Origin of the sequence: Anthropogastromicrobium sp. (assembly GCF_037349415.1) — a bacterium.
In the GTDB taxonomy this organism is placed as follows: Bacteria; Bacillota; Clostridia; order Lachnospirales; family Lachnospiraceae; genus Anthropogastromicrobium; species Anthropogastromicrobium aceti.
On record NZ_JAXWCK010000025.1, the window covers coordinates 134705 to 160540 of the forward strand.

Sequence of the window (25836 nt, forward strand, 5' to 3'; positions counted from 1 at the left end):
CTTTCACCTCTTTTTCCCTTATTATAAATCATTTTTTAGAAAACGTCTATCAAAACACGTATGATTCATATTTGATCTTATCTGAAACATTGATATCGCTTCCCATTTGAACTTCTATAACTTTAAGCTCTGTCTCCGCAATAATAGTATGACGGCATCCTGCCTTCATCTCAATAACATCACCTGGCTTTACATTACGTTCTTTCTCATTCAAAATTACGCAGCCTGTTCCAGAAATAATAGTCCATACTTCATCGCGAAACTCATGACTGTGATAATTCATTTTATGACCAGGATTTAAAGTCACCTTGATCGTAAGGCTCTCTTTCTCAACGTCCAAAACGCGAAAGCTTCCCCATGATTTCTCGGCAAACATAACTCGATGATCCAGCGTATTGACGAATGGCTTAATATAACTCGACTGCTTTTTATCTGATACAAGAATGCCATCTGGACTAGCTGATACAACAACATCCTTTAATCCCATACAAAGCACTGGAAGATTAAGTTCATTTACGACATGCACATTCTGACATGTCTCACTAAAAAGTGCCTGGCCAACATTATGGCTGTCCATCGCCTCTGTAAGAGTATTCCATGTTCCCAAATCCTTCCACATTCCTGAAAAACGCATTACTTCGATTTTTTCCTCATGCTCAACAACCGCATAATCGAAGCTGATTTTCTCTAATGTCTCATATTTATCAAACAAATCCTGATAATCAGTAAAATCAATCAGTTGGTGTGCTCTTTCCAATACATAGCCAAGACGAAGTGCAAACACACCGCCATTCCAAAGAGCTCCCTGTGTAATATAAGTTTTAGCAACCTCTTCTGTCGGCTTTTCTTTAAACATAGAAACAGGACTTATATTTTCTCTTGACTTTGGAATAATATAACCATACTTTGCACTCGGATACGTAGGCTCAATTCCCATAAGGACAAGATTTGCAGAACTTTCCTGCGCTCTTTTTTCCAATGCTTCTAACGCTTCAAAATAATCATTATCTACATAAGGATCCACTGGACAAATCACAATAGCTTCATCTAACGGCAAATGCTTTTTATCATTCAAATAAGCTGCTGCCAGTGCAATAGCTGGAAACGTGTCTCTTCTGCAAGGTTCCACACTGATCCCTACTTCATCTCCCAGCTGATTATGAATCGCCGATACTTGAGACTTTGAAGTTGCAATTGTCACATTAGCATCAGGATCAATACTTCTAATCTGACGATACACTCTCTGCACCATAGATTCAAGTGTTCCATCTTCTCCGTGGAAAATCTTAATGAACTGCTTCGATCTGATTTCATTTGAAAGCGGCCACAAACGCTGTCCTGAACCACCAGATAACAATACAATATTCATCATCGTTCAGCCCTCATTGGATTGTGTAAAAAGTCCTCATATGATAAACGAATTCCCTCCTCAAGCTCCGTCTTATATGTCCAGCCAAGGTTTTTAGCCTTCGATACATCAAGCAGTTTTCTAGGAGTGCCATTTGGCTTTGTTGTATCCCAATTAATCTTTCCAGTATAGCCGATTACCTTTGCCACCAGCTCTGTCAGCTCTTTAATTGTCAGCTCTTTTCCTGTTCCAGCATTGACAGTCTCATCTCCGCTATAGTTATTCATTAAGAATACACATAAGTTTGCCAGATCATCTACATACAAAAATTCACGAAGCGGTGAACCATCTCCCCAACAGGTAACTTCCTCAAGGCCATTTACCTTTGCCTCATGGAAACGGCGAATAAGTGCCGGCAGCACATGGCTGTGAGTAGGATGATAATTATCATTAGGACCATACAGATTTGTCGGCATAACGCTGATATAATCAGTGTTATACTGACGATTTAAAAATTCACAATACTTTAAGCCAGAAATTTTAGCAAGCGCATATGCCTCATTTGTCTTTTCAAGTTCAGATGTAAGCAGGCAGCTTTCCTTCATAGGCTGCGGCGCCATACGCGGATAAATACAAGAAGAACCTAAAAATTCAAGCTTCTTGCAGCCATTCTTCCATGCAGAGTGAATCACATTCATCTCAAGAATCATGTTATCATACATAAAATCAGCCAATGCATTCTGATTTGCCACAATACCGCCAACCTTTGCTGCTGCTAAAAATACGTATTCTGGCTTTTCTTCTGCAAAAAATGCCTCAACTGCATCCTGACGGCATAAATCTAACTCAGCATGTGTACGAGTCACAATATTCGTATATCCCTGACGCTGTAATTCTCTTACAATCGCAGAACCTACCATTCCACGATGACCTGCTACATATATTTTTGCATTCTTCTCCATCATAATCGTCACCTTTTTCTTGCTCTTTCTAAATTACAGAGCAGCCTCCTTCATTGCTTTCTCTTGCTTTGCAAGCTGTCTGTCATGCTTTGCCATGATCTCAACTAACTGTGCATATGTTGTCTTCTGCGGATTCCAGCCAAGAACAGTCTTTGCCTTTGTCGGATCACCCCACAGATTGTCAACATCAGTCGGACGGAACCATGCCGGATTTACACATACAAGCATCTTTCCAGTCTGTGCATCATAGCCCTTTTCATCAAGACCAGTTCCCTCCCAACGGATAGTGATGCCATTTGCTGCAAATGCCTTTTCTGTAAAATCACGTACTGTATGCTGCTCACCTGTTGCAATAACAAAATCTTCTGGTGTCTCATGCTGCATAATCATCCACATGCACTCTACATAATCCTTTGCATAACCCCAGTCACGTAAAGAATCCATATTTCCAAGCTCTAAATGATCCTGCAGTCCCTCTGCGATACGGCCTGCTGCCAACGTAATCTTTCTTGTAACAAAGTTTTCACCACGTCTCTCAGACTCATGGTTAAACAAAATGCCATTTACAGCAAACATGCCATATGCTTCACGGTATTCCTTTACAATCCAAAAGCCATACTGCTTTGCAACTGCATATGGAGAATATGGATGAAATGGTGTTGTCTCCTTCTGTGGAACTTCCTCAACCTTTCCATAAAGCTCAGATGTGGATGCCTGATATACCTTTGTCTTCTTTGTCAGACCAAGTATACGGCATGCCTCTAAAATACGCAGAACGCCAAGTGCGTCTACATCGCCAGAGTACTCAGGTACATCAAAGGATACCTGTACATGTGACTGTGCTGCCAAATTGTAAATTTCATCTGGATTAACCAGACTTATAATACGAATTAATGATGAAGAATCAGACAGATCTCCGTCATGAAGTGTAATCTTTCCCATCAAATGATCAATACGTGCTGTATTTGAAATAGACGCACGGCGTGTAATTCCATGAACCTCATATCCCTTCTCCAGCAAAAACTCTGCCAGATAAGAACCATCCTGTCCTGTAATTCCTGTAATCAATGCAACCTTAGCCATAGATTCATCCTCAACTTTCTACTATCTTTAATCTGTTCTTTTTACTTATATTGCTTTCTATTATTTCTGCTTTCTTCTTTATTTTACCCATTTATATAAAAATGAACAGGACATATCTTGCACTATTTTTGCATTATATTGGTTTTTTAGGCATCAATTAACTCTTTGTCAGCGCTGCTGCCACTGCTTGCGATATTCTTTTGGACTTATCCCTTCTGCCTTTTTAAACATCCGGCTAAAGTACCCTGCACCGTCCATTCCCACTGCACACCCAACTTCGTCTATCGTCATTTGTGTAAAACGAAGCAGCTGTTTTGCCCTTGTAATACGTTTTGAAATAAGATAACTGCTGATCGTCATTCCATATGTTTCCTTAAATATCTTAAGCAAATAATATTTATTTATGAAAAATTGTGCTTCCAGATCATCAAGTGTAAGCTTCTGCATATAATGTTCATCCATATAAGCCTTTACTGCAGCCAGCTCCATACGTTTTTTAGAAACAGCAACATGATCAGGATTCCACGACTCCTGCATAAGAAGAGTTAAAAGTGCACTTAGGCTTTCATTAATACGCATATCACGTATATAATCAGACGATGCCGCTAACTTATAAAGCTGTACAAAAATTTTCTGAAAAGCATCTGGCTTCTCAGGATGAAAAACAGGAAGACCTCCACGTTCCTTATATTTTTCATAAACAGCTGGAAGAAATGATGCGTAAAAATGGCACCAGGCAAGCGACCATAAATGATTAGATGTACTATGGCTATATGATTTGCGGCAATCAATAAACACACAATCCCCCTGCTTTAATTTATACTGACGTCCTTCGTATGTTACATTCCCCTCTCCCTCCAACACAAGAAAGCACAAATAAGACACCAGATCTGTTCTCATTGATGTGTGTGGATGTACTGCCTTCAGTGATCCAACTTCCTGCAGATGAAGTAATGATCCCCTTGCAAAAGCAGATGGTGTATATAAAATACGTTCTGATTGAACTGATGATGCATTATTAAAAAATAGATCCTGCATATATATTGTTCTCCCCGTAAAATGACATATGAGCAGAAAAGGGGCGTTGGAACACCCCTCTTCTGCTCATATTCTACTTGTTTTAGTTTGAGTTTTCAACTGGTACTGATTCTTGTATTGTTGGTTCTTCTGTTGTTGGTTCTTCTGCTGTTGATTCTTGTATTGTTACTTCTGTCTCTGCTTCTGGCATTTCAGGCTGAAGTATTTCTGCAGTTTCTAAAGCACTGTTTTCTGACTCATCTTCCAATTCCTGAATGACTTCAGTTTCTGACTCTGTTACAGCTTCTTCACTTTCATCTTCAACTTCGGTTATCGTTTCAGTTGTTGCTTCAGTTTCTAATTCAGTTGTTACTTCAACTTTTGCCTCTGAATCAAGTATTTCTGCAAAATTAGCTGCTACATTTTCTTCTGATATCTGTGCTTGTGTTTCTTCATTAACTTCCCATTTTGCATAAAAAGTTACATCTCCAGTAACTATATAAGCAGGAATATTCTCTGCCTTTTGCGTACACTCTTTATCAAAATACCATCCTGCAAATACAGCACCTTTTTTTGCTGCTCCACCCAATATCATTTTATATGCGTCACTAACTGGCTCATTTAGTGTTGCTGGATAAGAAAGTGTTGCTGGACCATCTTCCCATACAAGATAACCACCATTCGCGTCAAATGTAATAACTGGCGGCGGTGCCCATTTTGCATAAATTGTAACATTCTGAGTCGGTGCATAAGAAGTAATATCTTCAATCTTTTCTGTGCACTCTGGATTCAAATACCAACCCCACAACTGTAAATCTGTATCTTGTGGTTTATACGGAATTGGAACTTTTTTGATTGCAATTCCTTTTGCAACTTTTTTTGCCAGATTCTGATTATCTATACTTGTATATCCACTTACCCAGTCAGCAAAGCTTCCACCATTTGCATTTATCGTTAAAGTAACACTCTCATCCCATTTTGCATATATGCGCATATCCGATGTAGGAACAAATACATCATCCACTGGCTTTGTGCATTCCTTATCAAAATACCAACCTGCGAATGCCTGATTTTCTGATAATGCATCTGGAGTCTGGCCACTCGCTGAGATTGATTGATTTTTTGAAAACAAACTGGTTATTTCAGTCGTTCGTTCATTATTGTAAAAGCATCCGCCATTTGCGTCAAATGTTACTTTTATCAATTTATACCACTTCGCATAAAAGACCATATCTTTTGTTGGTATATACTGCGCAACATTTTCAACAGGCGTTGTACCGGCCGCGTCTAATGTCCATCCATCAAACACATATTCTCTATTGATTTGATCACAATCAAATGGTTCTTCAACATTTCCAATTTCATTTCCAGAAATTACTTTTACAAATTTTTTTCGTGCAATTGGCTCTCTAAGTGAAAATGCTCCACCATTTGCATCAAATGTAATATTATAGCAATCCAACCACTTCGCATACAATGTGACATCACTATTTACCAAATATTCAGATGCCTTTACTGTACATTCTTTATCCAGATACCAACCATCAAAAGTTTTGTGTGAATCTTCAATCTGCGGTGTCTGTGTACAATATGGCATTTTATTTGGTTCAATCGACATTTGCATTGTCAAAATAGGTTTTTCATTAGGGTCGTAGAAATAACCACCATTTGCATCAAATGTTACAACAAATACATCATTCCATTTTGCATACACAGTAGTATCTTTTGTAAATTCATAGCTCATATCCCATCTTTGTGTATACTCTTTATCCAGATACCACTCGTCAAAAACTTTATGCTTATCAGCATTCATTGGTCTATAACTAAGCAGCTGCCATGGTCCAGATCCTTGTTCAATTCCAATTTCTCGTTTTTCTTTTATCTCATTTCCATCACAAATGAAATAACCGCCGCAAGCATCTGCTGTCAATTTCAAGTATACAACTTTCCATTTTGCATAAACAGTAACATCTTTGTCAAACTTAACAGTATTCATATTTTCAACTGCTTTTTTGCATTCCTTATCCCAATACCATCCTTCAAATTCCTTAACAACATCATTATTTCTAGGAAATGGAATATCTGAAAGGGTGGCACCTGCTTCTGTCTTTGATACATATAAATCGGTTTCCTTATCGAGATTCGCATTGTAATAATATCCACCATTCATATCAAAAGAAACAGCCACGCACTCTTTCCATCCTGCATATATTGTCATATCACTTTGTGGAACAAAATTTCCGTAATAATCTAATTCAAACGGTTGTGTTTTTTCTTTATCTAAATACCAACCCGCAAATATTTTATGAGGATCATCGTTCCATGCCGATATTAATGTAAAAAAAGATTCCCCCTTTTTGCTCTTATATTGCCTAACAGTTTCTGCTGAATGCCCTAAATTTCCACCATTTGCATCAAACGTTATTGTATAACAATCAGCCCATTTTGCGTAAATCGTCACATCCTTATTCGGATACTTATAGGCTAAAACTCCAACTGGCTCTGTCAATGCTTTATCATAATACCAACCATCAAACATCAAATGTTTATCACTATTTTCAGCCATATTATCTACAAGAACATCCTTAAGAAGAGTTTGCAGACTATAGTCAATTTTACCGCTACATACTGCCATTTTCCTTGATGTATCTCCACTCAGATATCCACCATTCGCATCAACTGTAATAATATAATCGCCCTCCACCGGAGCAATCAATGTCTTGGCATTTCGACCTTCAGCTTTTCCGTACTTGATATAATGCTTATAGTACGCTGCATTATTTGATTTAAATGCTGCTTCCAGATCACTATAATTACTCTTATATATGTATAAAATAAATTCGTCATTTCCCTGACGGCCTTCATTCATACCATACTGAACAAAATGCTTCAAATACTTTGCGCTGTCTTCACCAAAAATCTTCTGAAGGTCTACATTGTTTTTTCTATAATACTCATAATTATAGACTGCTGCATAGTCCGTTCCTTCATAAACGGTTGATGCCTTCTGCTGCTCTTTTGTCTTTGCATTTCGGCCTTCTGCTTTTCCGTAATTGATATAATGCTTGTAGTACGCTGCATTATTATCCTTATACGCTGCACACAGGTCTGCGCTATTGTACTTATACACCTCAAGGTTAAACTCTTCGCTTCCCTGACGGCCTTCCTTCATACCATACTGAACAAAATGCTTCAGATACTTCGCACTGTCTTCTCCAAAAATCTTCTGAAGATCTGCATTGTTTTTTCTATAATATTCATAATTATAGACTGCTGCATAGTCCGTTCCTTCATAAATTGTTGATGCCTTCTGCTGCTCTTTTGTCTTTGCATTTCGACCTTCTGCTTTTCCGTACTTGATATAATGCTTGTAGTACGCTGCATTATTATCCTTATATGCTGCACACAGGTCCGCGCCATTATACTTATACATCTCAAGGTTAAACTCTTCGCTTCCCTGACGGCCTTCCTTCATACCATACTGAACAAAATGCTTCAGATACTTTGCGCTGTCTTCTCCAAAAATCTTCTGAAGGTCTGCATTGTTTTTTCTATAATACTCATAATTATAGACTGCTGCATAATCCGTTCCTTCATAAACGGTTGATGCCTTCTGCTGCTCTTTTGTCTTTGCATTTCGACCTTCTGCTTTACCGTACTTGATGTAATGCTTATAATACGCCACATTATCATCCTTGTATGCTGCTCTCAGGTCTGCCCAATTGTACTTATACACCTCAAGGTTAAACTCTTCGTTTCCTTGACGGCCTTCCTTCATACCACATCTCACAAAATGATCCACATAGCTTTGACGCTCGTTTCCAAATGCTTTTTGCAGATCTGCATTATGACTTTTATAATAGTCATAATCATAAACTGCTGCATAAGCTTTTTCTGTTTCCGATGCCTCTGCTCGTACTGTGTCTGGCATAAAAGCAGTCAGTACAACAGCCATCATTATCCACACAGCTAGTACCACTCGAAATACATACTTGTTATTTCGCTTCACCTTTGCCTTCATATTGTTCCCTCCTTATTTTTGGCGCTGATATACAACGTCATCTATAAAGAGAGCCTAGCATTTTCAATATTTTTTGTCAATTATTACAGCAAAATTGGTAAGCAATCGTCAAAATTGGTAGCAAATTAGCAATGCCCTCACGGGCTGTTATAGTAAACCACAGGGACAATAAAAATGCAAACGTGACCAATTGCTGGTGACAGGCACCGGATGATTGGCACCCCCGATGGTTCAAAGACAATAAATATGCCGACGTGACGATCCCTGTGGTTTGTCTCCTCAAATTATTTTGTCTTGAACAGGCACACTTTCAAGCACTGATAGCACCGTACACACTTATTTTCATCTATCTGCGGATATTCAAAGCCTTCCTCATCCGCTACCATAGAGATGGCTTCTTTTGGACAAATGGCATAACAGGCTGTACATCCACAGCATTCTTCTTTTCTTTTAAATAATATAGGAAACTCTTTCAATTTTTCTCTCCTAACATTCGATTATAAAATCTTAAGATTTATCTATAATTTTTAATGTACTTTTCTTTTATAGATAATAGCTTTAAGTACACGTTTTACTATACATTTCGCTTTTCGTTTTACTTTCCCTACTAAAGAGTTTCTTTTCAAAACTATATATTTTTTTTGAAGTCCTTCAAAATCACATACTTTCATGTCCTCAAAAAATGTATCCCTTTGAGTTGGTCGTGTACATGATTTATATTCTGACGGATTGCATTGCACTCCCTCTTCATAAGTAACTTCTTTCAATTTTAGCTTTTTTCTTACTTCTTTAAAAATTTCTTCTCCTTTTCGAGTTCGAATTATTATAAGAGAAGTTCCCCTTTTATCATTCAACTCCGGAGCAATGTTATCAATTCCCCAAAAATCTGCAATCGTGATGTCTGACATTTTTACTTTTTTTGCTGAACATTCGTAACAAGAAGGCCGAAGACAATAGTCTTGTAAAAACATCTGCATATATGGATCTTCATCTTTTTTTATATATTTTTCTTTCTTCTCATACTGAAAACTGCACTCGAAGATTTCTTTTATTCCATAATCCATCCAACCATCATCCTTACAGCGGAAATTAATTTCTTTCATTTTTCCACCATTGTTTTGTTCTTGATATTGAACATACTTTTTCCAAAGAGCTGGAGATGGTACTCCATGACAAATTACATCTACGCAAATAAGATTCTCATACCCATCTTTCAAAAATTTTCTTAACCCATTTATTTGGCAGCCAGTTCCACTAAAAAGTACAAATTTTCCAGATGCCAAGTCTTTTTTCACTTGATTATATGTATTTCCAACCTTAGCTTGCAAATACTTCGAACCACGTAAGCAAATAAGTTCCTCACAATTTGTAACTCTTTTAAATTCTGCAAAATAACAATCTTCCGACATCTTAACTCCATATACAATTCCCTGTAGTGAAAGTACATATTCTGCTAAAAGCGAAAAAAGAGCTCCAGAAGAACTACTCATACGTATATCCTGATCAATATTATAACCTGCATATACTTTTATTTGATTCACATTTACTCTCCTTTTTATCCTACCTCTTATATTGGCATTCCAAATTTACATAAAACACGCTTTATTTTTCCCTTCGTTATCTTATTTACCAACAAGAGCGAATCTTTAAATTCAGACTTGCCATTATATGCAATGAAGAAAATCAGATTAGGAAATATCACGCATATCACGCCTCTAATCAAAAGTGTTTCTATTAATCCAAAGTTAATTCTAGAACATAAAAAATAAGTTCCAAAGCAACTAACAAACACAATAATACAATAATATAAAAGTTTTTTTACATAAGACATTAAATGTTTTCTTTCAAAAATCACAGAAAATAAATTACACAATAACCAAGGCATTCCAACGCAAATAATAGCAATAACTGTAGAAAATAAGATTCCATAGATTCCTATAAATTGTACCAAAATTAAATTCAATACAAGATTTGTCAATGCCGCGGCTAATGGTCGAAATCTGTCTTCATGCCACATTCCTGATGCATCCTTATACATATTAAAAAGAGAATTTAATTGTCTGATGAAAAAATAAACTACGAAACAAATTACCGCAGAAAAAGAAAGCATCAAATCCTCTCCTACCCACAATTCCATAAATGGCTGATATAAACACAGCAAGCAAACCGAACAGAAACCTGCACCCCAGCATATAATAAATGTAAATGTATTTAAATCCTTATAATTTTTTTCTTTTGTTTCAACTACAATGCTATTTCCAATTCCCGCAGTACATGCTGAAAAGACAACTACAATCAAGCTATTGATTGCATTAAGAATATAAAAATAATTTTGGTATACAGCCAATACTGTAAGTCCCAAAAAAGACGAAATAACTATTGTATCAGCTGAATCATATATGATACCCCCAATTTTGGAAGTAAATAAATCCCCTATTCGACCATTGATCGCTTTTCTTTCTTTCTCTTCAACTAATCCCTTCGGGCGAAACTGCGGATAAAGCTTATCTGCTGCAATTGCTGTAGCCACATTAGTTATTGCCTGAGTTGCGAGCATAACTATGACATATAAATAATAATTTTTAAATGCCCATAATACAAATAACTGAAGCAGATATTGTATCGTACTAGTCGCTAACGTTACTTTACTAACGACATCTGTTCTTTGATGTGCCTGTAATATACTATTCTTATAAGCATAAAGCCAATAAGAAAGAACTGTTGCGCCAAGGTTTATAATATAAAGAACGTATATATTAACATCAGAAGGAATATCTCCTGAAATTAACCTTGGAACAAATGGTGTCAGTATACAACCAATTATAGCAATAATCCATCCAATTACAGTATAATAAGTTTTATACAATTTCATCAATGCACAAATCATTGCATTATCATCCTCTGCAATTGGTTTATACATACTATATATCATTGCAGAGCCAACACCCAACTCTGCTAAATTTAGGACTTGAAGAATTGATGTAAAAAGTGAATTTAATCCAAGATATTGAATTCCCATGAGATAAATCATGGCTGTACGCATCAAAAAAGGTACAATAATCTGATAGGCCTTTAAAATCACACCAAAGATAATATTTCTTGTTGCATTTTTTGTGCGCTCAATCTTCATATATTTACTCCCATCGCATTCATAAGAATTTCAAATGACCTATCTCTTTTCTGTCGTAGTATTGCATCAACACTTTTATAATCCCACTCCGGATTTTTCTCAATACATTCCGCAAGCGAAGAAACTCGTTGCTCTTTTAAGCAAAATGTATTCAGCAATGTATCTAAGCGAGAAGACATTTTTCCATATCCTTCTTCATATGGTCTCTCAAATACTATAAACGGTTTATGAAATAGAATTGAAAATACACTTCCATGAAAAGAATCTGTAAAGACGTTCTCTGAATAATAAAGCAAATTCAAAAACTCTATTGGACCGATCTTATCACAACAAGTTATATCTACAACTTCTGCTCCTATTGAGTTTGCATATTGATCAATATATTGTTCAATATCTTCATTTCTAATTCCCAGAAAATACTTTACAATATATTTTTTCGTTACTATCGCCTTGTTTCTTATTAACCTTTTCCATTCTTTACGAGATAATAACATCGTTGGATCAAGAACAACATAAGGTCTTTCACACCCTAATTGTTGTTCTATAATATCTGCAGCTGCATCCTCTCGTACAGAAACCATCTTAAATGTCGAAATATTATTACGATACTTTTCCTCATATTCACACGGTAATTGTTCCAGTCCTATACTTGCCGCATATGCAATCTTTTTCTTATCATCTGCAAAAGTCAAAAACTCTCGTTCTGAATTAAAAGGAAATGTAGGATTCCATATCTGATCACTTCCAGCAATAAAATAATCATATGCATTGCGAATTTCGGCATTTTCAGCCGTATAATCACTCCATTTAATTTTTTGATCAAAGGCATTCCACTTAATATCTTCTGCATATTTATTTATAAATTTTGCAAGAACTTTTTTTACAACAAACTTTATTTGTCGCTCAAAGTTACTTTTATGTGTTAGTGGAATTGTTTCTACTTCTACACCCCCTTTTTTTAAGGTCTCCTGTAAGGCGTAATTTTGTAGACGATTTCCATAATTTTGACTTATTATTGTTACAATAGCTACTTTTTTCATCTGCAATGTTACCTTCTTTTTATATACTTAAATATAAATACTTTGACTTTATGTTTAAAAGAAAGCTTTGCTTTCATACTTTCTATTAACTTTATCGTCTGAACAATTGACTTTCGATCTTGAAAGTTTTCCTTTCCCAGCAAGCCAGCAAGATCATTCGCGTAATAATTCTTAATGTACTCTCGAAATGGACCTTCTATCGACTTACTCGTCTTCCACATCTCATTGAGTGCCACAAGCTGCGTATTTTCTTTCCAAATATTATTATTCATCGCACTGCTTGATCTTTGAACGTAATAGTAAATAGGTTTCCCTACATAACATACTGTTTCAATTTTCATTAAATATTTAAGGCAAAACAACATATCTTCCCAAATTTTGATACGCGAATCAAACCATATATTTTCGTTTATAATAATATCTCGCAAAAAAATTTTATTCCACAAATATCCTTGAAACGCATCTTGTTTTTGCAACATATTGATTGCCTCGTTAGCACTCATGATTTTTTTATCTGTACTAGAAAGCTCTGATTTATGACATTCTTCTCGATTTTCATTAACTAAAAAATACTCTGCACACACTAATTGTGCCGTATCTACTTCTCTAACTAATGTATCTATATAGTCGTTTGTCACATAGTCATCGCTGTCTACAAAGATTATAAATTTTCCTTTTGCATGGTGAATTCCAACATTTCTAGTATCAGATACTCCTGTATTTTTCTTGCTAATTAATAGAAATCGCGAATCTGCCTGTTCATATTTTTTACATATTTCATTTGTTCTATCCTTAGAACCATCGTCAATCACTATTACCTCTATTTCACGGTAAGACTGATTTAAAAGACTCTGTAAACATTTATCTATATATTTTTCAGTATTATATGCAGGCACAACTACTGTAACCAATGGTTTTTTCATCATTTTATTTTTTTCCTATGCATCGATATATTATATTAGCGGAGTAAAATCCCACTCTTGCCATACAAAAATAAACATATTGTGAATTAGTTGCATATTTTTTGACTGCTTTTCTTGTATCTTTTCTTTTCAAAAATTTTTTTACTAATTCCATTTTATCTCTGTATTTTTCTTTTTCATTACTAGAAAAATGATTCTGCACAATTGCAAGTGACATAACAACTGCCTGTTGTGCCTGAACCCGCGCTCTCTCTTCTTCAGTCAACATATCCGATAAATCTTCTGCTCTTTCTTCCAATGCATCAAACCATTCTATTCGATTGTTCAACTTTACTATATTAGTAATTGAATCATTTCTTTCAAAATAATAGTAATAATGCTCTGGAAGTATACAAACCTTATCAATTTGGATAAAGAGTTTATGTGCAGTCCGAATATCCTCATACAGCTTTCCTTCTGGAAATCTCACTTGATCAAATACAGATTTCGGAAATATATTTTTAGGAATATGACTTGTAAACAAAGAATCTTCTGCAAGCATCTTTACTGCTGTCACTCCTGATATAATACGTTTCTTTGAAAACCATTCAATATCTGTTTCTTGTTTTCCATCTGTATGAATCATTCCACAGCAAACAATATCAGCACAATCTAATGATTCTACTAATCTTTCAACCATATGTTCATGAATCCAATCATCCGAATCCACAAACATTAAATGACTTCCCATTGCATTTTCAATACCGGTATTTCTTGCTGCAGATAATCCTCCATTTTCTCTGTGAATCGCTTTGATACGTCTATCGAGCCTACTCCATTCTTCAATTTTTTTACCACTAGAATCCTTCGATCCATCATCAATAAGAAGAATTTCAATATTTTTATATGATTGATTGACAATAGACTTTACGCATCGATCTAAATATTTTTCCACATTATAAACTGGAACAATTATAGACACTCTAATGTTTTGATTCATCGTATACGTACCTTCTTCCTTCGAGTGTTGTTGCTCTTAACAGAACAGCAAGCCCATAACACTGCAATAAAGAAGAAAAATTGCTTGTTATAGGTAATCTCACCTATTCCCATAAAAATATATACATACAACATTGAAAAAATAATCCAGCTAGACTTTTTTATTTCTTTCTTATTATATTTAAAATATCTAAATACACTCATCATCATGTATACAGTTAAAACTGTAGCAGTAATAAATCCATAGCAAATAATAAAGTCCCACAAAGCATTTTGAGCATTTGCGTACCATTTTGAAGTTGACAGAACTATATTAGTCTCATATCCGTATCCCAACCATTTTTTTTGAAAAACAATACGATAGATATAAGAATATACTTGCATTCGTCCTGTTAATGTTGCATCTCTATGCAAAACATCTACAATTAAATGTTTAACCGGCCCCCATGTCAAGATACTACTAAAAGACAATAATAAAAAGCCGCTCAAGAAAAATATCACTATAAAAACAATCGGTTTTGAAGCAACCATTTTTAAGTGTTCAGGTAAAAAATATAATATTACAAATACCCAACACGCAAGTAATGTAGTATTGCAATCTACAAATGCACACAAAATAGACATTAATATCGCATATATAATAACTTTTTTGTTTCGCTTTTTTTCATTTTTTTCTTCAAAAATGAGGATAAACATTAATATTAAATGAGCATACGAAACATTAAACTTATTACCTAATAAAGTTGTTCCTATATCTCGTCCCGAAATATTATAGAATGTTTCAGGCATTGCTACCATTAAAAGATCATTAAGTCCCAAAACAACTAGCAAATATAATTTACCACCAAAAAGTGCTTTATCTAGCTTTCCCATATTTCCTGCTTCCACTAGAAATATACACATAGCAAAAATCAACGCAGCGTAGTAAATACAAGATCTTAAAGCAGCCGGATTAATATGATTAACATACGATGATATAACAATGCTGCATGCCAACACAAATGTTGCTGCTAAAAATATATAATCTTGTACTCTTACATATTTAATTTTTAATAGCACATATCCAACAACTATTGCCAAACTAATGTACTGTATCAGCGTATACATTGAAGATTGCAAATACTGCATAGTAACTAAGTCTGCAAATAGAAAAACTGCTATAAATGATGTAAGTGATATTTTTTGTTTTGATTTTAGTGACTTCAAATTCATTTACCAATTAATTCCCTTTCAAAATTCTGCACTTGTTTCTCTATGTTATACTCAGATATCATCATTTTATTGATTGACTGCGTTTCTTGTAACATTTTTTCAACCACACAAGCCCAATATTCTGGAGTTTCCTTTAATGATACAAACATAACATTGTCATTTACCTTTACAATATCTGGAACACCATCTGACAAAACACATGGTAAAAGAGCTGCTTGTGCCTCTAGCGCCACAATACCTAATCCTTCAAATTGAGAAGGTAAAAGGAATAAATCCATTGCCTGATAAACTTTATCAACATCATTTCTTGCACCAAGAAAAGTTACTCTTGAATCCAATTTTTCTTTATGTACAATCCCTTTAATTTCTTGCTCTAATTCTCCCTGACCTATCATTAATAAATGGTATCTAGGATCCCTCTCAGCAAGACACTTAAAAATTTTTATTAATAAATGATGGTTTTTTTGAAAATGAAATCTTCCTACATGTCCAATTACAATTTTATCTTCGACTCCAAATTTCTTTCTGTATTCTTTTCTAGTATTTTCATCTCTGCTATATTTTTTTACATCAATTGCATTTGTAATCACTTTATAAGTTGGTTCATGCAATATTTTCTCATCAAAAAACCAAGATGACGCAGATTCAGAACAACTCCAAAAATGTGTTGCATATTTTGCTAATCTTTTTTTATTATATTGATGAACACAGTACTTTAATTTTCCTCCATCGTTTGCAGAATTATGGCAATGAATAATTCTTTTTGGAATACCATATTTCTTTGCAGCAACTAAATAGTCAATATTGGATAACATACAAATATTTACCCATATTGCCTCATATTCCTTAGCATGTTCACACATAAATGAATTTAATTCTAATTTAAATTTTAAAAAGTTTTTCTTTCTTGGGGTTATAAAATAAACTTTCCCTCCTAAAGATTTTATCTCGTCTTCATATGCAATAAAAGAACTATTGCTCAAGAAGTCAAATTGAACTTTATCTCTATTAATCTTGCGATAATAATTCATTATAACACTTTCAATTCCACCTGGATTTTCTGTCATTCCAAATACTAATACTTTTTTCATTTTTACCTCTACTATTTCTTCAATCTAATAAATGTATTACTACGTAATCTATTAAACAGCTTTGGACTTATTTTAGCAAGAAAAAGCGCAACAAAATGTTTCTTAGACATATAACGAGCACCTTTTATCAATGTATACTGCTTTATATCATTTCTAAGCTTTTCGTAGTTTTTCGTATCCTTATATTTTTTCGATGCCAATTCACAATAAGTTCTACACGCTGTACTAATATACATAGCCTCCGCATATGCTCTTAAGTCAGGAATCTGCTTTTTAGTTTTATCTAGAATTTTTTGCGCAACCTTTACCCCATCCATGCTTAATCCGACATTGTCATTATGCATTACAGAATTCGTATTTTGATAATAATGATAAAAGACATCAGGAATCAGGTACACTGTTTCTGCCATCAGCAACGTTTCAAATAAAAACAATCTATCTTCTGCAATTTTAAAATTAGTATCAAACCTGATTTTTTCAACTATTTTTTTTAAAAAAATCTTATTCGAGCAATGAACATCTATGTTTCCAATCAGAAAATCGTAAACTGCATCGCTCTTTGTTTTTCTAATTTCTTGGTTTGTTACACAATTCTTTAAAATATCCTCATTATCAGTACTAACAAAAAAACCTGCTGCTACAATATCAGTGGATGATTCTCGTGCCTTTTTATACATCTTTTCATAACATTCGCAATCAACCCAATCATCTGCGTCTACAAACGTAACATATTCTCCGAGTGCATTTTTTATTCCTACATTACGTGCATTAGATACTCCACCGTTTGGAATATCTATTATCGTCATATTATCATATTGTTTTTCATATTCTCTTAAAATACATAACGTATTGTCAGTAGAGCCATCATTAACCACAATAATTTGCATTTTTTTAAACATTGTCTGATTTATAACAGAGTTTAAACATTTATTCAAATATTTTTCTCCATTATATACAGTAATGATCACTGATATTGCATACTCATTCATTCAAATAGTCTCCTTATCTTACTTCTAATTTTGATATTTTTAGTAAAGGATTCACTTCATAAATTTTTCACTATCTGTTCAAGACCTTCACAAAACTTCGCATTATTACTAACCATTCCATGCCCCATCCCGGCAACAATCTGATCATAATCAGTTATAATTTTTCCAAGCGTCTCAATATCTTCCACTGAAATAATTGTTCCCATTCTCTTAGAGACATTTCGGGCAAACTCTACCTGATGATCATTTACATGCTCATTAAACTGATGTTGTCTCGGAACTACAATAGGAGTTTTTCCAATCTGTAAAGGCATAATAAAACTAGCTGGTCCACCATGAGTAATCACAATACGGGCATCTGCTACATTCTTAACCATCTGCTGATATGGAATTAATTTGCTCCACTGACAATATTGGGGCTCATATGTACTAAATCCAGTCTGAATAATCACATCATCCTGAATCACTCCATCTCTTTTTAATTCATCTATTTTCTGAACCAATCTGTTAAATGGCTGTTCATGTGTTCCTACTGTCACGAAAATCATTGCTTTCTCCTCTTAAAATATACTTCCAAGATTAATCGCTTTTGGATATACTTTTTTTTGTTCTTCCCATTGAACAATAAACTTGTCTGCAATTGGATATACCATCCTACCAGTCATAGTTGGTTTGTCAATGCGATCAAAAACTTCAATGTAGATTAACTTTGCCCCCATCAATTTTCCCAAATAAAAAAATGGAACCGCAACTGCCGCTCCTGAAGAAATAATAAGATCTGGATGTTCCTTGTGCAATACTCTCCATGCTATTCTAATATTTTTTATAAGCGCCTTTATACTTCTATTTGTTGGATAATAACACGGATACATTTTTTCACCTTCTAGAATGCTCCGTGCATCTTCCTTATCAAAAGTAACCCAAAAATGCTCTTTATCCTTCCAAAATGGTTTTAACATATACAAATGTGTCAGATGACCACCTGACGAGCCTACCAAGCATACTTTCATCTTTATTTGTCCCCACAGTCTTTTTTATCTGTCCGTAATTTACCTAGTGCTTCGCCATCCCGTCTTCATTCAGGCGGGCTAGTGAAACTTGCATTGTCATTGGCCAAGGAAAACGCGGCAACGCGACGATTTTCCTCTCTGCCAATTCTTTATCTTTACTCATTTAAAGAAAACCTTCGTTTTTACTCAGATCTTCTCCCTCTCTCTTTTTACATTGATCCTTCCTTGACTAAGACTGTTTTCACGGTCTTACACAAAATTTTGATATCAAGTGCTGGACTCCATTCCTTTATATACTTTGTATCAAGCCTCACCACTTCCTCAAAATCAGTGATGTCGCTTCGTCCGCTGACCTGCCACATACCAGTAATGCCTGGCTTAATCGCAAGTCTTGCGCGATGATGAATCTCGTACTCAGAAACTTCCCCCGGAAGCGGCGGACGTGTTCCAACAAGACTCATATCTCCTTTCAATACATTGAAAAACTGTGGAAACTCATCAAGACTTGTAACACGAATGAAATTACCGATTCCCGTCTTCTTTGTTCCATCTGGCAGGATCTTATTTCCAATCACTCGTGGGTCAAAATCGAGCTTGAACATTTTACCATCTGCTACACGGTTTTGCTTCATAAGCTCGGCTTTTCGTGCTTCCGCATCCATATACATACTGCGGAATTTGTAAATTTTAAATTTCTTACCATTCTTACCGATACGCTCCTGTGAGAAGAAAATCGGTCCTGGTGAACTGATATAAATAATCGGTGCCACAAAAATAAATATAATGCAAGTTAACAGACAGCCAACCAATCCACCAACAATATCCATAAAGCGTTTAAAGAACAACTGCTTTGTTGATGCATAATTTAAACTGGTAGTTAATACTGTATATGAACCAATATTCTCTACAAATTGTGGTCTGTCATCCACTGCTGCGATCTTTGACAGCTTCAAATGAAGAGTTACGCCAGTCTCCTTCAGCTTTGATATCAGTTCGTCCGGATATGGCTGCGCATCTGGTACGACAATTAACACCTCGTCAATCCATTGCTGACACACATACATCGGAGCATCCTCACTATTTGCCACTACCTTTACACCGGCAATGCTCTGCCCCACCATATCTTTATCAACAAGTACCAATCCACTAATAACGAACTTTCCATAATTGTTCGCCTGAATCCTCTCAACAACACGCTTTGCTTCTGAAGCTGTCGTGACAATCATCAATGATCGACAATTACTATCCCATTTACCACTTGCAAGCACTCTCTTCCAGATCAATCTCATGGCGTATGACAACACCAGATATAATACAAGTGTGATTCCAAATGTTAATCTTGAATATGCCGCTCCCTCCTGAATGATAAACAAATATGCTATTCCCAGAAGTCCTACAACCGCAACATTTCCAAGTGTTGCAATCATTTCACGGTAATATCCTCTTTGTGTAACATGGTGCAGCGTATCTAACATAAACATCGTTGCCAGATCTGCCAATTCCAATACAATCGCCATGTTTCGATAAACTAGGTTTGCATATGGATTGATACCTAAACGTTTCAATACATATGCCAGACAAAATGCAACCTGCAGGCAAATCATATCGATTATTATGAAATCAATATGCTTAAACCAGCCTTCTGATTCTTTTCTGTACATTTTTTGTGTTGCCCTCCCTGATACAGCCACAGCACCCCCCCCGAACTGGAAGTTGATGCTGCGGCTGTTTTTGCTGAAAGTTTTTGTTTTAGTTCTTACAATATTATCTTACTTTTGGGATACGCTGTCAAGAATCAGTTTTGCTAAAATACAACATTTTTTGACGAATCATGTCAGTCATTGTCAACTAATGTAAAAATATCGACTTAGTGATCTTCACTTCCCTGACCATAGTAAGCATTTGCACCATGCTTACGGAAATAATGCTTGTCGAGCAGATACTGATGAACGCGCTGTGTTCTTGGATTCAATGTCATGGTATTGTATGCCATCTCCGCAACCTTATCAAGAACAACTGCATTATAAACAGCTCCTGCTGGTGTACGTCCCCATGCAAACGGTCCATGATTCTTTACAACTACACCTGGAACTGCCATCGGATCCTTGCCTTCAAAGGTTTCTACGATTACATTACCTGTATTTAACTCATACGCTTCATCAATCTCTTCTGCTGTCAGATCTCTGGTACACGGAATATCTCCATAAAAATAATCAGCATGTGTAGTACCAAATGCTGGAATATCTAGACCTGCCTGCGCAAAAGTTACACCATAAGTAGAATGCGTATGTACAACACCACCTGTCTGTGGAAAAGCTTTATAAATAACGAGGTGAGTCGGTGTATCCGAAGATGGTTTATACTTACCTTCAACAACATTGCCATCCATATCAACTACAACCATATCCTCCCATGTCATAGTTGCATAATCAACACCGCTTGGTTTGATTACAACAAGTCCTTTTTCTCTGTCAATACCACTGACATTACCCCAGGTATAGATAACCATACCTTTTGCTACCAAATCCATGTTTGCTTCATAAACTTCCTTTTTCAGCTGTTCTAACATTTGACTCCTCCTGTTTTACATTTTTTGCATTCCTGCATTTTGCTCTCATTATCCTACTTCTGCCAATATATGTCAACTGCTGTTTTATTCTTATTTCCAACTAAAACACATACCCTTAAATCCATCTGCCTGCTGCTTGCTGGCAAATACGACTTTGATTTCATTCTCTACACTGCACTCATCACTAACTATCAATATGTGGCGCTGTGAAAAATCATAGTCAAATGTCACTGTTGGAGATCTAAATAATTTTTCATCTACATAAATATCTGCGTTATTATTTCCAGACTCATATGTATAATCAATACCCATAATTCCTGATGCTGACGTATTTAGCACAAATGTTACGTCATCCACACGTGCAAAATCACTATCTGCCCCATACCAAGCAAAATTATCAAATTTATAAACACTCCTATTAAGCGCAGAAACTTCTTTCATTTTTCCACTAGAAGCTTCCACATTGTCATCAATAACTTTTTTAACAGTTTCAAAATAAATTTTCTGTCCTTCATCATTAGGATGTACTCCATCATTTGATAAATCTTCATATACCTTACCAGAATTATTAAATGCTGCTATCGTATCTGCCACTGGAATACCATAATGATTGCAAATATGTTGAATGTCAATCATCTTCCCAGTATATTCACGCTGAGATGATTCTAAGATAGAAATGATAGAACTATTTGGATACTTCCTTCTTATGCCTCTGACAACAGACTCATAATAGGTTGAAAAATCTTCTATATCATCATTTTGACCATAGCAGATTACTGCAAGATCATACTGTACATTATCATTCAAAGACATTGTCCTAACATAGCCTGCATATGAAGCATTACCACCCATTGAAACATTAGTAACATTGATATTACTTATACTATAGGTATCTTGAAGGTATGTTTGCAGTAATGATACCCAGAAACTGCTATTCGAAGACGCACCTGCTCCTTCTCCTATTGAATCACCAACAATCAAAATATTTACATCAATTCCCTCTTCCAGTTTCTGATAAAAGCTATCATCAATCTCCGTCTGCTTTGACATACTATGTTCCGCCTTGATTTCCTCAAAAAGAACTAACACTAACGCCATCAATGCAACGCCAATTACTTTCATTATCAATTTGCTTCTTTCATTTCTGCAATACATTTAACTAGCCTTCCTTCCTATTTTCTGCAACTGAAAGTATACAAGACAATTTCAATATATGCAAGATAATCTTGCATCAAAGGAAAGCACATTTGCAAATTAATAAATTTGATGCTAATATAGCTGATATACACCTAACTTGATTGGGTTGATAAAAAAGGAGTCCAATTTTGAAACAAAAACATTCTAATCGTCTTTGTTCTGTTATTGTTAGCATCATAGTTATTCTTCTTGTACTGATTGCTGTTTCGTTATTTTGGGTGAATAGCCGTCTATGTTTTGTCGATTACACACCATACAGCTATTCTGAATCTGGTGATGCTATTAAAAATCCATATATTGGTTTGTACTCGATTAGCGGCTATCTGTTGGCAGAGGATGCCACATTTTCACTGCCTGAGACAAACGCTGCTTTTGATTCAGACAGTTCTTCTTTTGAACTATCCTTGCTTGAAATCAATCTGAAAAATTATGGAAATTGTGATCTTTCTGATAATGCACTTAGCCAAATTGACTCTATTTTATCTGCGTGGACTAAGACAGGCAGTCAGCTAATTTTGCGCTTCTTATATGATTGGGATGGGCAAAATTTAGAAAGTGAACCAAATGAGTTGTCACAGATTTTAACGCATATGGAACAGGTTGGACCAATCGTAAATAAATATGCCTCATCTGTCTACATTATGCAGGGAATTTTTGTCGGAAACTGGGGCGAGATGAATAATACCACACATATGGGAAATGGTGAGATGGAAACGCTAATTCAAAAGTTGGACGATGTTATTGATCCTTCTATTTTTCTTTCGGTCCGCACTCCTGCGCAGTGGAGAACCATTGTAGGCGAGTATCATGGCACCAAAGTACCGCGTTGTCCACAGCCAAATCTTTTGTCTTCCTTGGCTTCACGTCTAGGTTTGTATAATGATGGAATGCTTGGCTCTGCAAATGATACAGGCACTTACGGTGATAAGTCGGCTGCGGATTTGAATACAAATTATTACGATGCGTGGACACGCGAAGATGAGCTTGCCTTTCAGAATAACCTCTGCCGTTATGTACCAAATGGCGGCGAGGTGATTATTGATAATGTATATAATGACTTTGATAACGCTGTAAAAGATCTTTCGCAAATGCATGTGTCTTATCTAAACAGTGAATATGATAGCACTGTACTGAATAAGTGGAAAGAAACTATAGTAAATAAAACTTACGATGTTTGGAATGGAATGAGTGGATATGACTATATTGAACGCCATCTAGGCTATCGATATGTCCTTGACAGTTCATCGTTAAAATTTCATCCGCTGTTTGATGATACCGGAATGCTGACAGTAACAATTCGAAATGTAGGCTTCTCGAATTGTTACCGTCCTCTTGAGGCAAACGTATATGTGGTTTCAGATCTAACTGGAGATTGTGTCGCTAAAGTACCTATTGATACTGATCCACGCCTATGGAACAGTGGGGAGTCTTCCACTTTTACAGTTCCAATTGATGTGCGTAGTCTGCGTAACAAGGAAAATAATACTTATACGCTTTACTTAAAATGCAGTGATACCGCCCTTAACCGCACAATACTATTTGCAAATACGCAGACACCTACAGAATATGGATACGAGTTAGGGAGCATCGAGGTATCGAAGGGATTTATTTCTCGTATTTTTCAATCAAGCACTGATGTTCTTTGCTGTTTTTATCATAATTGATTCCAACAAGCAATATATCCCCAGTGTAGTTCAAAATTGAAGAAGGATACTTCTTGTCCTTAATCTGCATCATTGCTGTTTGTGCATTTTTGTTCCATTTCAGTTCTACAATCAATGCCGGATAATCATTTTTGTACTCTGGCTTGGGCACAAACACAAAGTCAGCAAATCCACGTCCTGTCGGCAGTTCACGAATTGGCTTAAAATAATACTGCATTGCACTCAGATATGCAATTGCCAACACACTGCTCAGCGAATTTTCATTGTGATACCGTATGACCGATACATATTCATTGTGAATTCTCTCAATTTGCGCAGCAACCGCTGCGCCATCCATATCCAATGTAGCATCAAGCAAACTTTCTGATTCCTGTTGGAAAGTCAACATTTCATTCCAATGCTTGCTTTCAACTGCTGTCGTCAGCTCCTGACGAATTTCCTCGTTTGGCACAAAAGCTGTCTTTTTGACTTCATTATAGCCCAGATAGCCAAGATGAATCATATAGGTAAGCACATCATCCTTGCTCTTGATACTCACTGTATCATTCTTAAAAGTTGCTGTGCTTACCTTTACTTCTGCGCCAGAAAGCATCTCAATAATAGCAGTCTTCAGACCGTCATAATTCATATTGATTAGCGGAACAATTGCATCATATGAGGCAGTCTCAGACCAATAGCTCTTAAACTCGCCTCTCAGCATTACACTAACAACCGCTCTTGGATTATAAACCTGATAGTCCTTTAAAAGATAACCATCATACCATCGCTTCACTTCATCAAAATCCTGATGATATGCTTTAGCAAGCTTTTTAACCTCGTCCTCTGTAAATCCAATGAACGGTGCCAGTCTACTTGCACTCAGCATTGTAAACTCATCAAAATTATTCAATGCTGACTGAGTTTTTTCCTTTTTGATAGGAAGAATGCCAGTAAGGTATGCAAGCTGTATATACTTTGTAGGCTCTATTCCCTTAAACATTCCTCGCAGGAAAGTAATATAATCATCTTGAATTTTATTATTTGCGGCAGCATCTCTTATAAGTACATCCCACTCATCAATGATAACAATGAACTTCTGCCCAGTCTTATCTTTGATTCTTGAGAGCGCATCTGGTAAGCGAAACACCTCAGGCGGCAATGCTTCTGGATAAATCTCGCGTAACTCACTTAAAACTAAGTTCGTGATAAAATCAACCACATTGCCTTCTTCAGCACAGTTTGTCAGAAACCATTGTATGTCAATATGAATCACATCATATTTATTGAGATGTTTTTTGAAATTCACACCTTTACTGATTTGCAAGTCAGAGAACATTTTCTCTGAGTCTGCTCCTTTGCTGTAATAAGCTGCAAGCATATTAGCTGCATAAGACTTTCCGAACCTCCGTGGTCGACTATTGCAAATATACGCATTTGTCGTATCAAGAACGCTGTTTGTGTATTCAATCAAGCCTGTTTTATCAACATAGATTTCAGAGTTTAGAGCAACCTGAAATGCACTATTATCAGGGTTTACAAATCTTCCCATGCCTCTCAGACTCCTTTCTTGAGCTGTTTGATACAGTTTATTATACTTTGATTTTAACATCTGTTGCGATAATT

At 35.7% G+C, this 25836-nt stretch carries 21 protein-coding genes; 1 reads left to right on the top strand and 20 read right to left on the bottom strand.

Annotated features, from left to right (window positions below):
- Positions 1-49: 49 nt before the first annotated feature.
- From WJP93_RS04395 to WJP93_RS04485, 19 genes are all read right to left on the bottom strand, one after another.
- The gene (locus tag WJP93_RS04395) at positions 50-1372 is read right to left on the bottom strand and encodes a sugar phosphate nucleotidyltransferase (RefSeq protein WP_337547109.1); all 1323 of its coding nucleotides are present in this window, start codon (positions 1370-1372) and stop codon (positions 50-52) included.
- Positions 1369-2310 carry a GDP-L-fucose synthase gene (locus WJP93_RS04400; protein WP_337547132.1) on the bottom strand — a complete coding sequence of 314 codons (942 nt, stop codon included), beginning with the start codon at positions 2308-2310 and terminating at the stop codon, positions 1369-1371. Before WJP93_RS04400 ends, WJP93_RS04395 begins: the two co-directional genes overlap by 4 nt.
- A gap of 33 nt (positions 2311-2343) precedes the next feature.
- Positions 2344-3393: a GDP-mannose 4,6-dehydratase gene (gene gmd / locus WJP93_RS04405; protein WP_066556906.1), complete on the bottom strand. Its 1050-nt coding sequence runs from the start codon at positions 3391-3393 to the stop codon at positions 2344-2346.
- Between the two features lie 168 nt (positions 3394-3561).
- Positions 3562-4431, bottom strand: coding sequence for an AraC family transcriptional regulator (locus tag WJP93_RS04410; protein WP_337547110.1), 870 nt, complete (start codon positions 4429-4431; stop codon positions 3562-3564).
- 82 nt (positions 4432-4513) lie between these two features.
- Positions 4514-8431, bottom strand: coding sequence for an InlB B-repeat-containing protein (locus WJP93_RS04415; RefSeq protein WP_337547111.1), 3918 nt, complete (start codon positions 8429-8431; stop codon positions 4514-4516).
- Between the two features lie 284 nt (positions 8432-8715).
- Entirely contained in the window at positions 8716-8907 is a 192-nt protein-coding gene (locus WJP93_RS04420; protein ID WP_337547112.1) for a 4Fe-4S dicluster domain-containing protein, read from the bottom strand.
- 51 nt (positions 8908-8958) lie between these two features.
- Entirely contained in the window at positions 8959-9972 is a 1014-nt protein-coding gene (locus tag WJP93_RS04425; RefSeq protein WP_337547113.1) for a Coenzyme F420 hydrogenase/dehydrogenase, beta subunit C-terminal domain, read from the bottom strand.
- A 26-nt stretch (positions 9973-9998) separates the two neighbouring features.
- Entirely contained in the window at positions 9999-11561 is a 1563-nt protein-coding gene (locus WJP93_RS04430; RefSeq protein ID WP_337547114.1) for a polysaccharide biosynthesis protein, read from the bottom strand.
- Complete coding sequence (locus WJP93_RS04435) at positions 11558-12601, bottom strand: polysaccharide pyruvyl transferase family protein (protein WP_337547115.1); 1044 nt, start codon at positions 12599-12601, stop codon at positions 11558-11560. The genes WJP93_RS04430 and WJP93_RS04435 overlap by 4 nt, the downstream gene beginning before the upstream one ends.
- An 8-nt stretch (positions 12602-12609) precedes the next feature.
- Positions 12610-13527 carry a glycosyltransferase gene (locus tag WJP93_RS04440; RefSeq protein WP_337547116.1) on the bottom strand — a complete coding sequence of 306 codons (918 nt, stop codon included), beginning with the start codon at positions 13525-13527 and terminating at the stop codon, positions 12610-12612.
- 1 nt (position 13528) lies between these two features.
- Positions 13529-14503, bottom strand: a complete 975-nt coding sequence (locus WJP93_RS04445; protein ID WP_337547117.1) for a glycosyltransferase family 2 protein — start codon at positions 14501-14503, stop codon at positions 13529-13531.
- Positions 14500-15714: a hypothetical protein gene (locus WJP93_RS04450; protein ID WP_337547118.1), complete on the bottom strand. Its 1215-nt coding sequence runs from the start codon at positions 15712-15714 to the stop codon at positions 14500-14502. Before WJP93_RS04450 ends, WJP93_RS04445 begins: the two co-directional genes overlap by 4 nt.
- Positions 15711-16805: a glycosyltransferase family 1 protein gene (locus WJP93_RS04455; protein ID WP_337547119.1), complete on the bottom strand. Its 1095-nt coding sequence runs from the start codon at positions 16803-16805 to the stop codon at positions 15711-15713. Before WJP93_RS04455 ends, WJP93_RS04450 begins: the two co-directional genes overlap by 4 nt.
- Before the next feature lie 11 nt (positions 16806-16816).
- Positions 16817-17794 carry a glycosyltransferase family 2 protein gene (locus WJP93_RS04460; RefSeq protein ID WP_337547120.1) on the bottom strand — a complete coding sequence of 326 codons (978 nt, stop codon included), beginning with the start codon at positions 17792-17794 and terminating at the stop codon, positions 16817-16819.
- Positions 17795-17850: 56 nt separating this feature from the next.
- Positions 17851-18342: a glycosyltransferase gene (locus WJP93_RS04465; protein ID WP_337547121.1), complete on the bottom strand. Its 492-nt coding sequence runs from the start codon at positions 18340-18342 to the stop codon at positions 17851-17853.
- 12 nt (positions 18343-18354) lie between these two features.
- Positions 18355-18804 (bottom strand): PssD/Cps14F family polysaccharide biosynthesis glycosyltransferase, encoded by a 450-nt coding sequence (gene pssD, locus WJP93_RS04470; protein WP_337547122.1) that lies wholly within the window; start codon positions 18802-18804, stop codon positions 18355-18357.
- A 209-nt stretch (positions 18805-19013) separates the two neighbouring features.
- Positions 19014-20465 (bottom strand): sugar transferase, encoded by a 1452-nt coding sequence (locus WJP93_RS04475; RefSeq protein WP_337547123.1) that lies wholly within the window; start codon positions 20463-20465, stop codon positions 19014-19016.
- Positions 20466-20671: 206 nt separating this feature from the next.
- Entirely contained in the window at positions 20672-21373 is a 702-nt protein-coding gene (locus WJP93_RS04480) for an L-ribulose-5-phosphate 4-epimerase (RefSeq protein WP_337547124.1), read from the bottom strand.
- Between the two features lie 90 nt (positions 21374-21463).
- Positions 21464-22528, bottom strand: coding sequence for an SGNH/GDSL hydrolase family protein (locus WJP93_RS04485; protein WP_337547125.1), 1065 nt, complete (start codon positions 22526-22528; stop codon positions 21464-21466).
- 170 nt (positions 22529-22698) lie between these two features.
- On the opposite strand from WJP93_RS04485, the gene WJP93_RS04490 reads away from it, so the two are divergent.
- Positions 22699-24234: a DUF4832 domain-containing protein gene (locus WJP93_RS04490; RefSeq protein WP_337547126.1), complete on the top strand. Its 1536-nt coding sequence runs from the start codon at positions 22699-22701 to the stop codon at positions 24232-24234.
- On the opposite strand, the gene WJP93_RS04495 is transcribed toward WJP93_RS04490, so the two are convergent.
- Positions 24176-25762 (bottom strand): AAA family ATPase, encoded by a 1587-nt coding sequence (locus WJP93_RS04495; RefSeq protein ID WP_337547127.1) that lies wholly within the window; start codon positions 25760-25762, stop codon positions 24176-24178. The two genes, WJP93_RS04490 and WJP93_RS04495, sit on opposite strands and share 59 nt — an antisense overlap.
- Positions 25763-25836: the final 74 nt, after the last annotated feature.

What these genes read in the sequence shown, in the direction of transcription:
- WJP93_RS04395 (WP_337547109.1), bottom strand. Translation starts at nt 1,372, where the DNA reads ATGATGAATATTGTATTGTTATCTGGTGGTTCAGGACAGCGTTTGTGG.
- WJP93_RS04400 (WP_337547132.1), bottom strand. Translation starts at nt 2,310, where the DNA reads ATGGAGAAGAATGCAAAAATATATGTAGCAGGTCATCGTGGAATGGTA.
- gmd (WP_066556906.1), bottom strand. Translation starts at nt 3,393, where the DNA reads ATGGCTAAGGTTGCATTGATTACAGGAATTACAGGACAGGATGGTTCT.
- WJP93_RS04410 (WP_337547110.1), bottom strand. Translation starts at nt 4,431, where the DNA reads ATGCAGGATCTATTTTTTAATAATGCATCATCAGTTCAATCAGAACGT.
- WJP93_RS04415 (WP_337547111.1), bottom strand. Translation starts at nt 8,431, where the DNA reads ATGAAGGCAAAGGTGAAGCGAAATAACAAGTATGTATTTCGAGTGGTA.
- WJP93_RS04430 (WP_337547114.1), bottom strand. Translation starts at nt 11,561, where the DNA reads ATGAAGATTGAGCGCACAAAAAATGCAACAAGAAATATTATCTTTGGT.
- WJP93_RS04435 (WP_337547115.1), bottom strand. Translation starts at nt 12,601, where the DNA reads ATGAAAAAAGTAGCTATTGTAACAATAATAAGTCAAAATTATGGAAAT.
- WJP93_RS04440 (WP_337547116.1), bottom strand. Translation starts at nt 13,527, where the DNA reads ATGATGAAAAAACCATTGGTTACAGTAGTTGTGCCTGCATATAATACT.
- WJP93_RS04445 (WP_337547117.1), bottom strand. Translation starts at nt 14,503, where the DNA reads ATGAATCAAAACATTAGAGTGTCTATAATTGTTCCAGTTTATAATGTG.
- WJP93_RS04450 (WP_337547118.1), bottom strand. Translation starts at nt 15,714, where the DNA reads ATGAATTTGAAGTCACTAAAATCAAAACAAAAAATATCACTTACATCA.
- WJP93_RS04455 (WP_337547119.1), bottom strand. Translation starts at nt 16,805, where the DNA reads ATGAAAAAAGTATTAGTATTTGGAATGACAGAAAATCCAGGTGGAATT.
- WJP93_RS04460 (WP_337547120.1), bottom strand. Translation starts at nt 17,794, where the DNA reads ATGAATGAGTATGCAATATCAGTGATCATTACTGTATATAATGGAGAA.
- WJP93_RS04465 (WP_337547121.1), bottom strand. Translation starts at nt 18,342, where the DNA reads ATGATTTTCGTGACAGTAGGAACACATGAACAGCCATTTAACAGATTG.
- pssD (WP_337547122.1), bottom strand. Translation starts at nt 18,804, where the DNA reads ATGAAAGTATGCTTGGTAGGCTCGTCAGGTGGTCATCTGACACATTTG.
- WJP93_RS04475 (WP_337547123.1), bottom strand. Translation starts at nt 20,465, where the DNA reads ATGTACAGAAAAGAATCAGAAGGCTGGTTTAAGCATATTGATTTCATA.
- WJP93_RS04480 (WP_337547124.1), bottom strand. Translation starts at nt 21,373, where the DNA reads ATGTTAGAACAGCTGAAAAAGGAAGTTTATGAAGCAAACATGGATTTG.
- WJP93_RS04485 (WP_337547125.1), bottom strand. Translation starts at nt 22,528, where the DNA reads ATGTATTGCAGAAATGAAAGAAGCAAATTGATAATGAAAGTAATTGGC.
- WJP93_RS04495 (WP_337547127.1), bottom strand. Translation starts at nt 25,762, where the DNA reads ATGGGAAGATTTGTAAACCCTGATAATAGTGCATTTCAGGTTGCTCTA.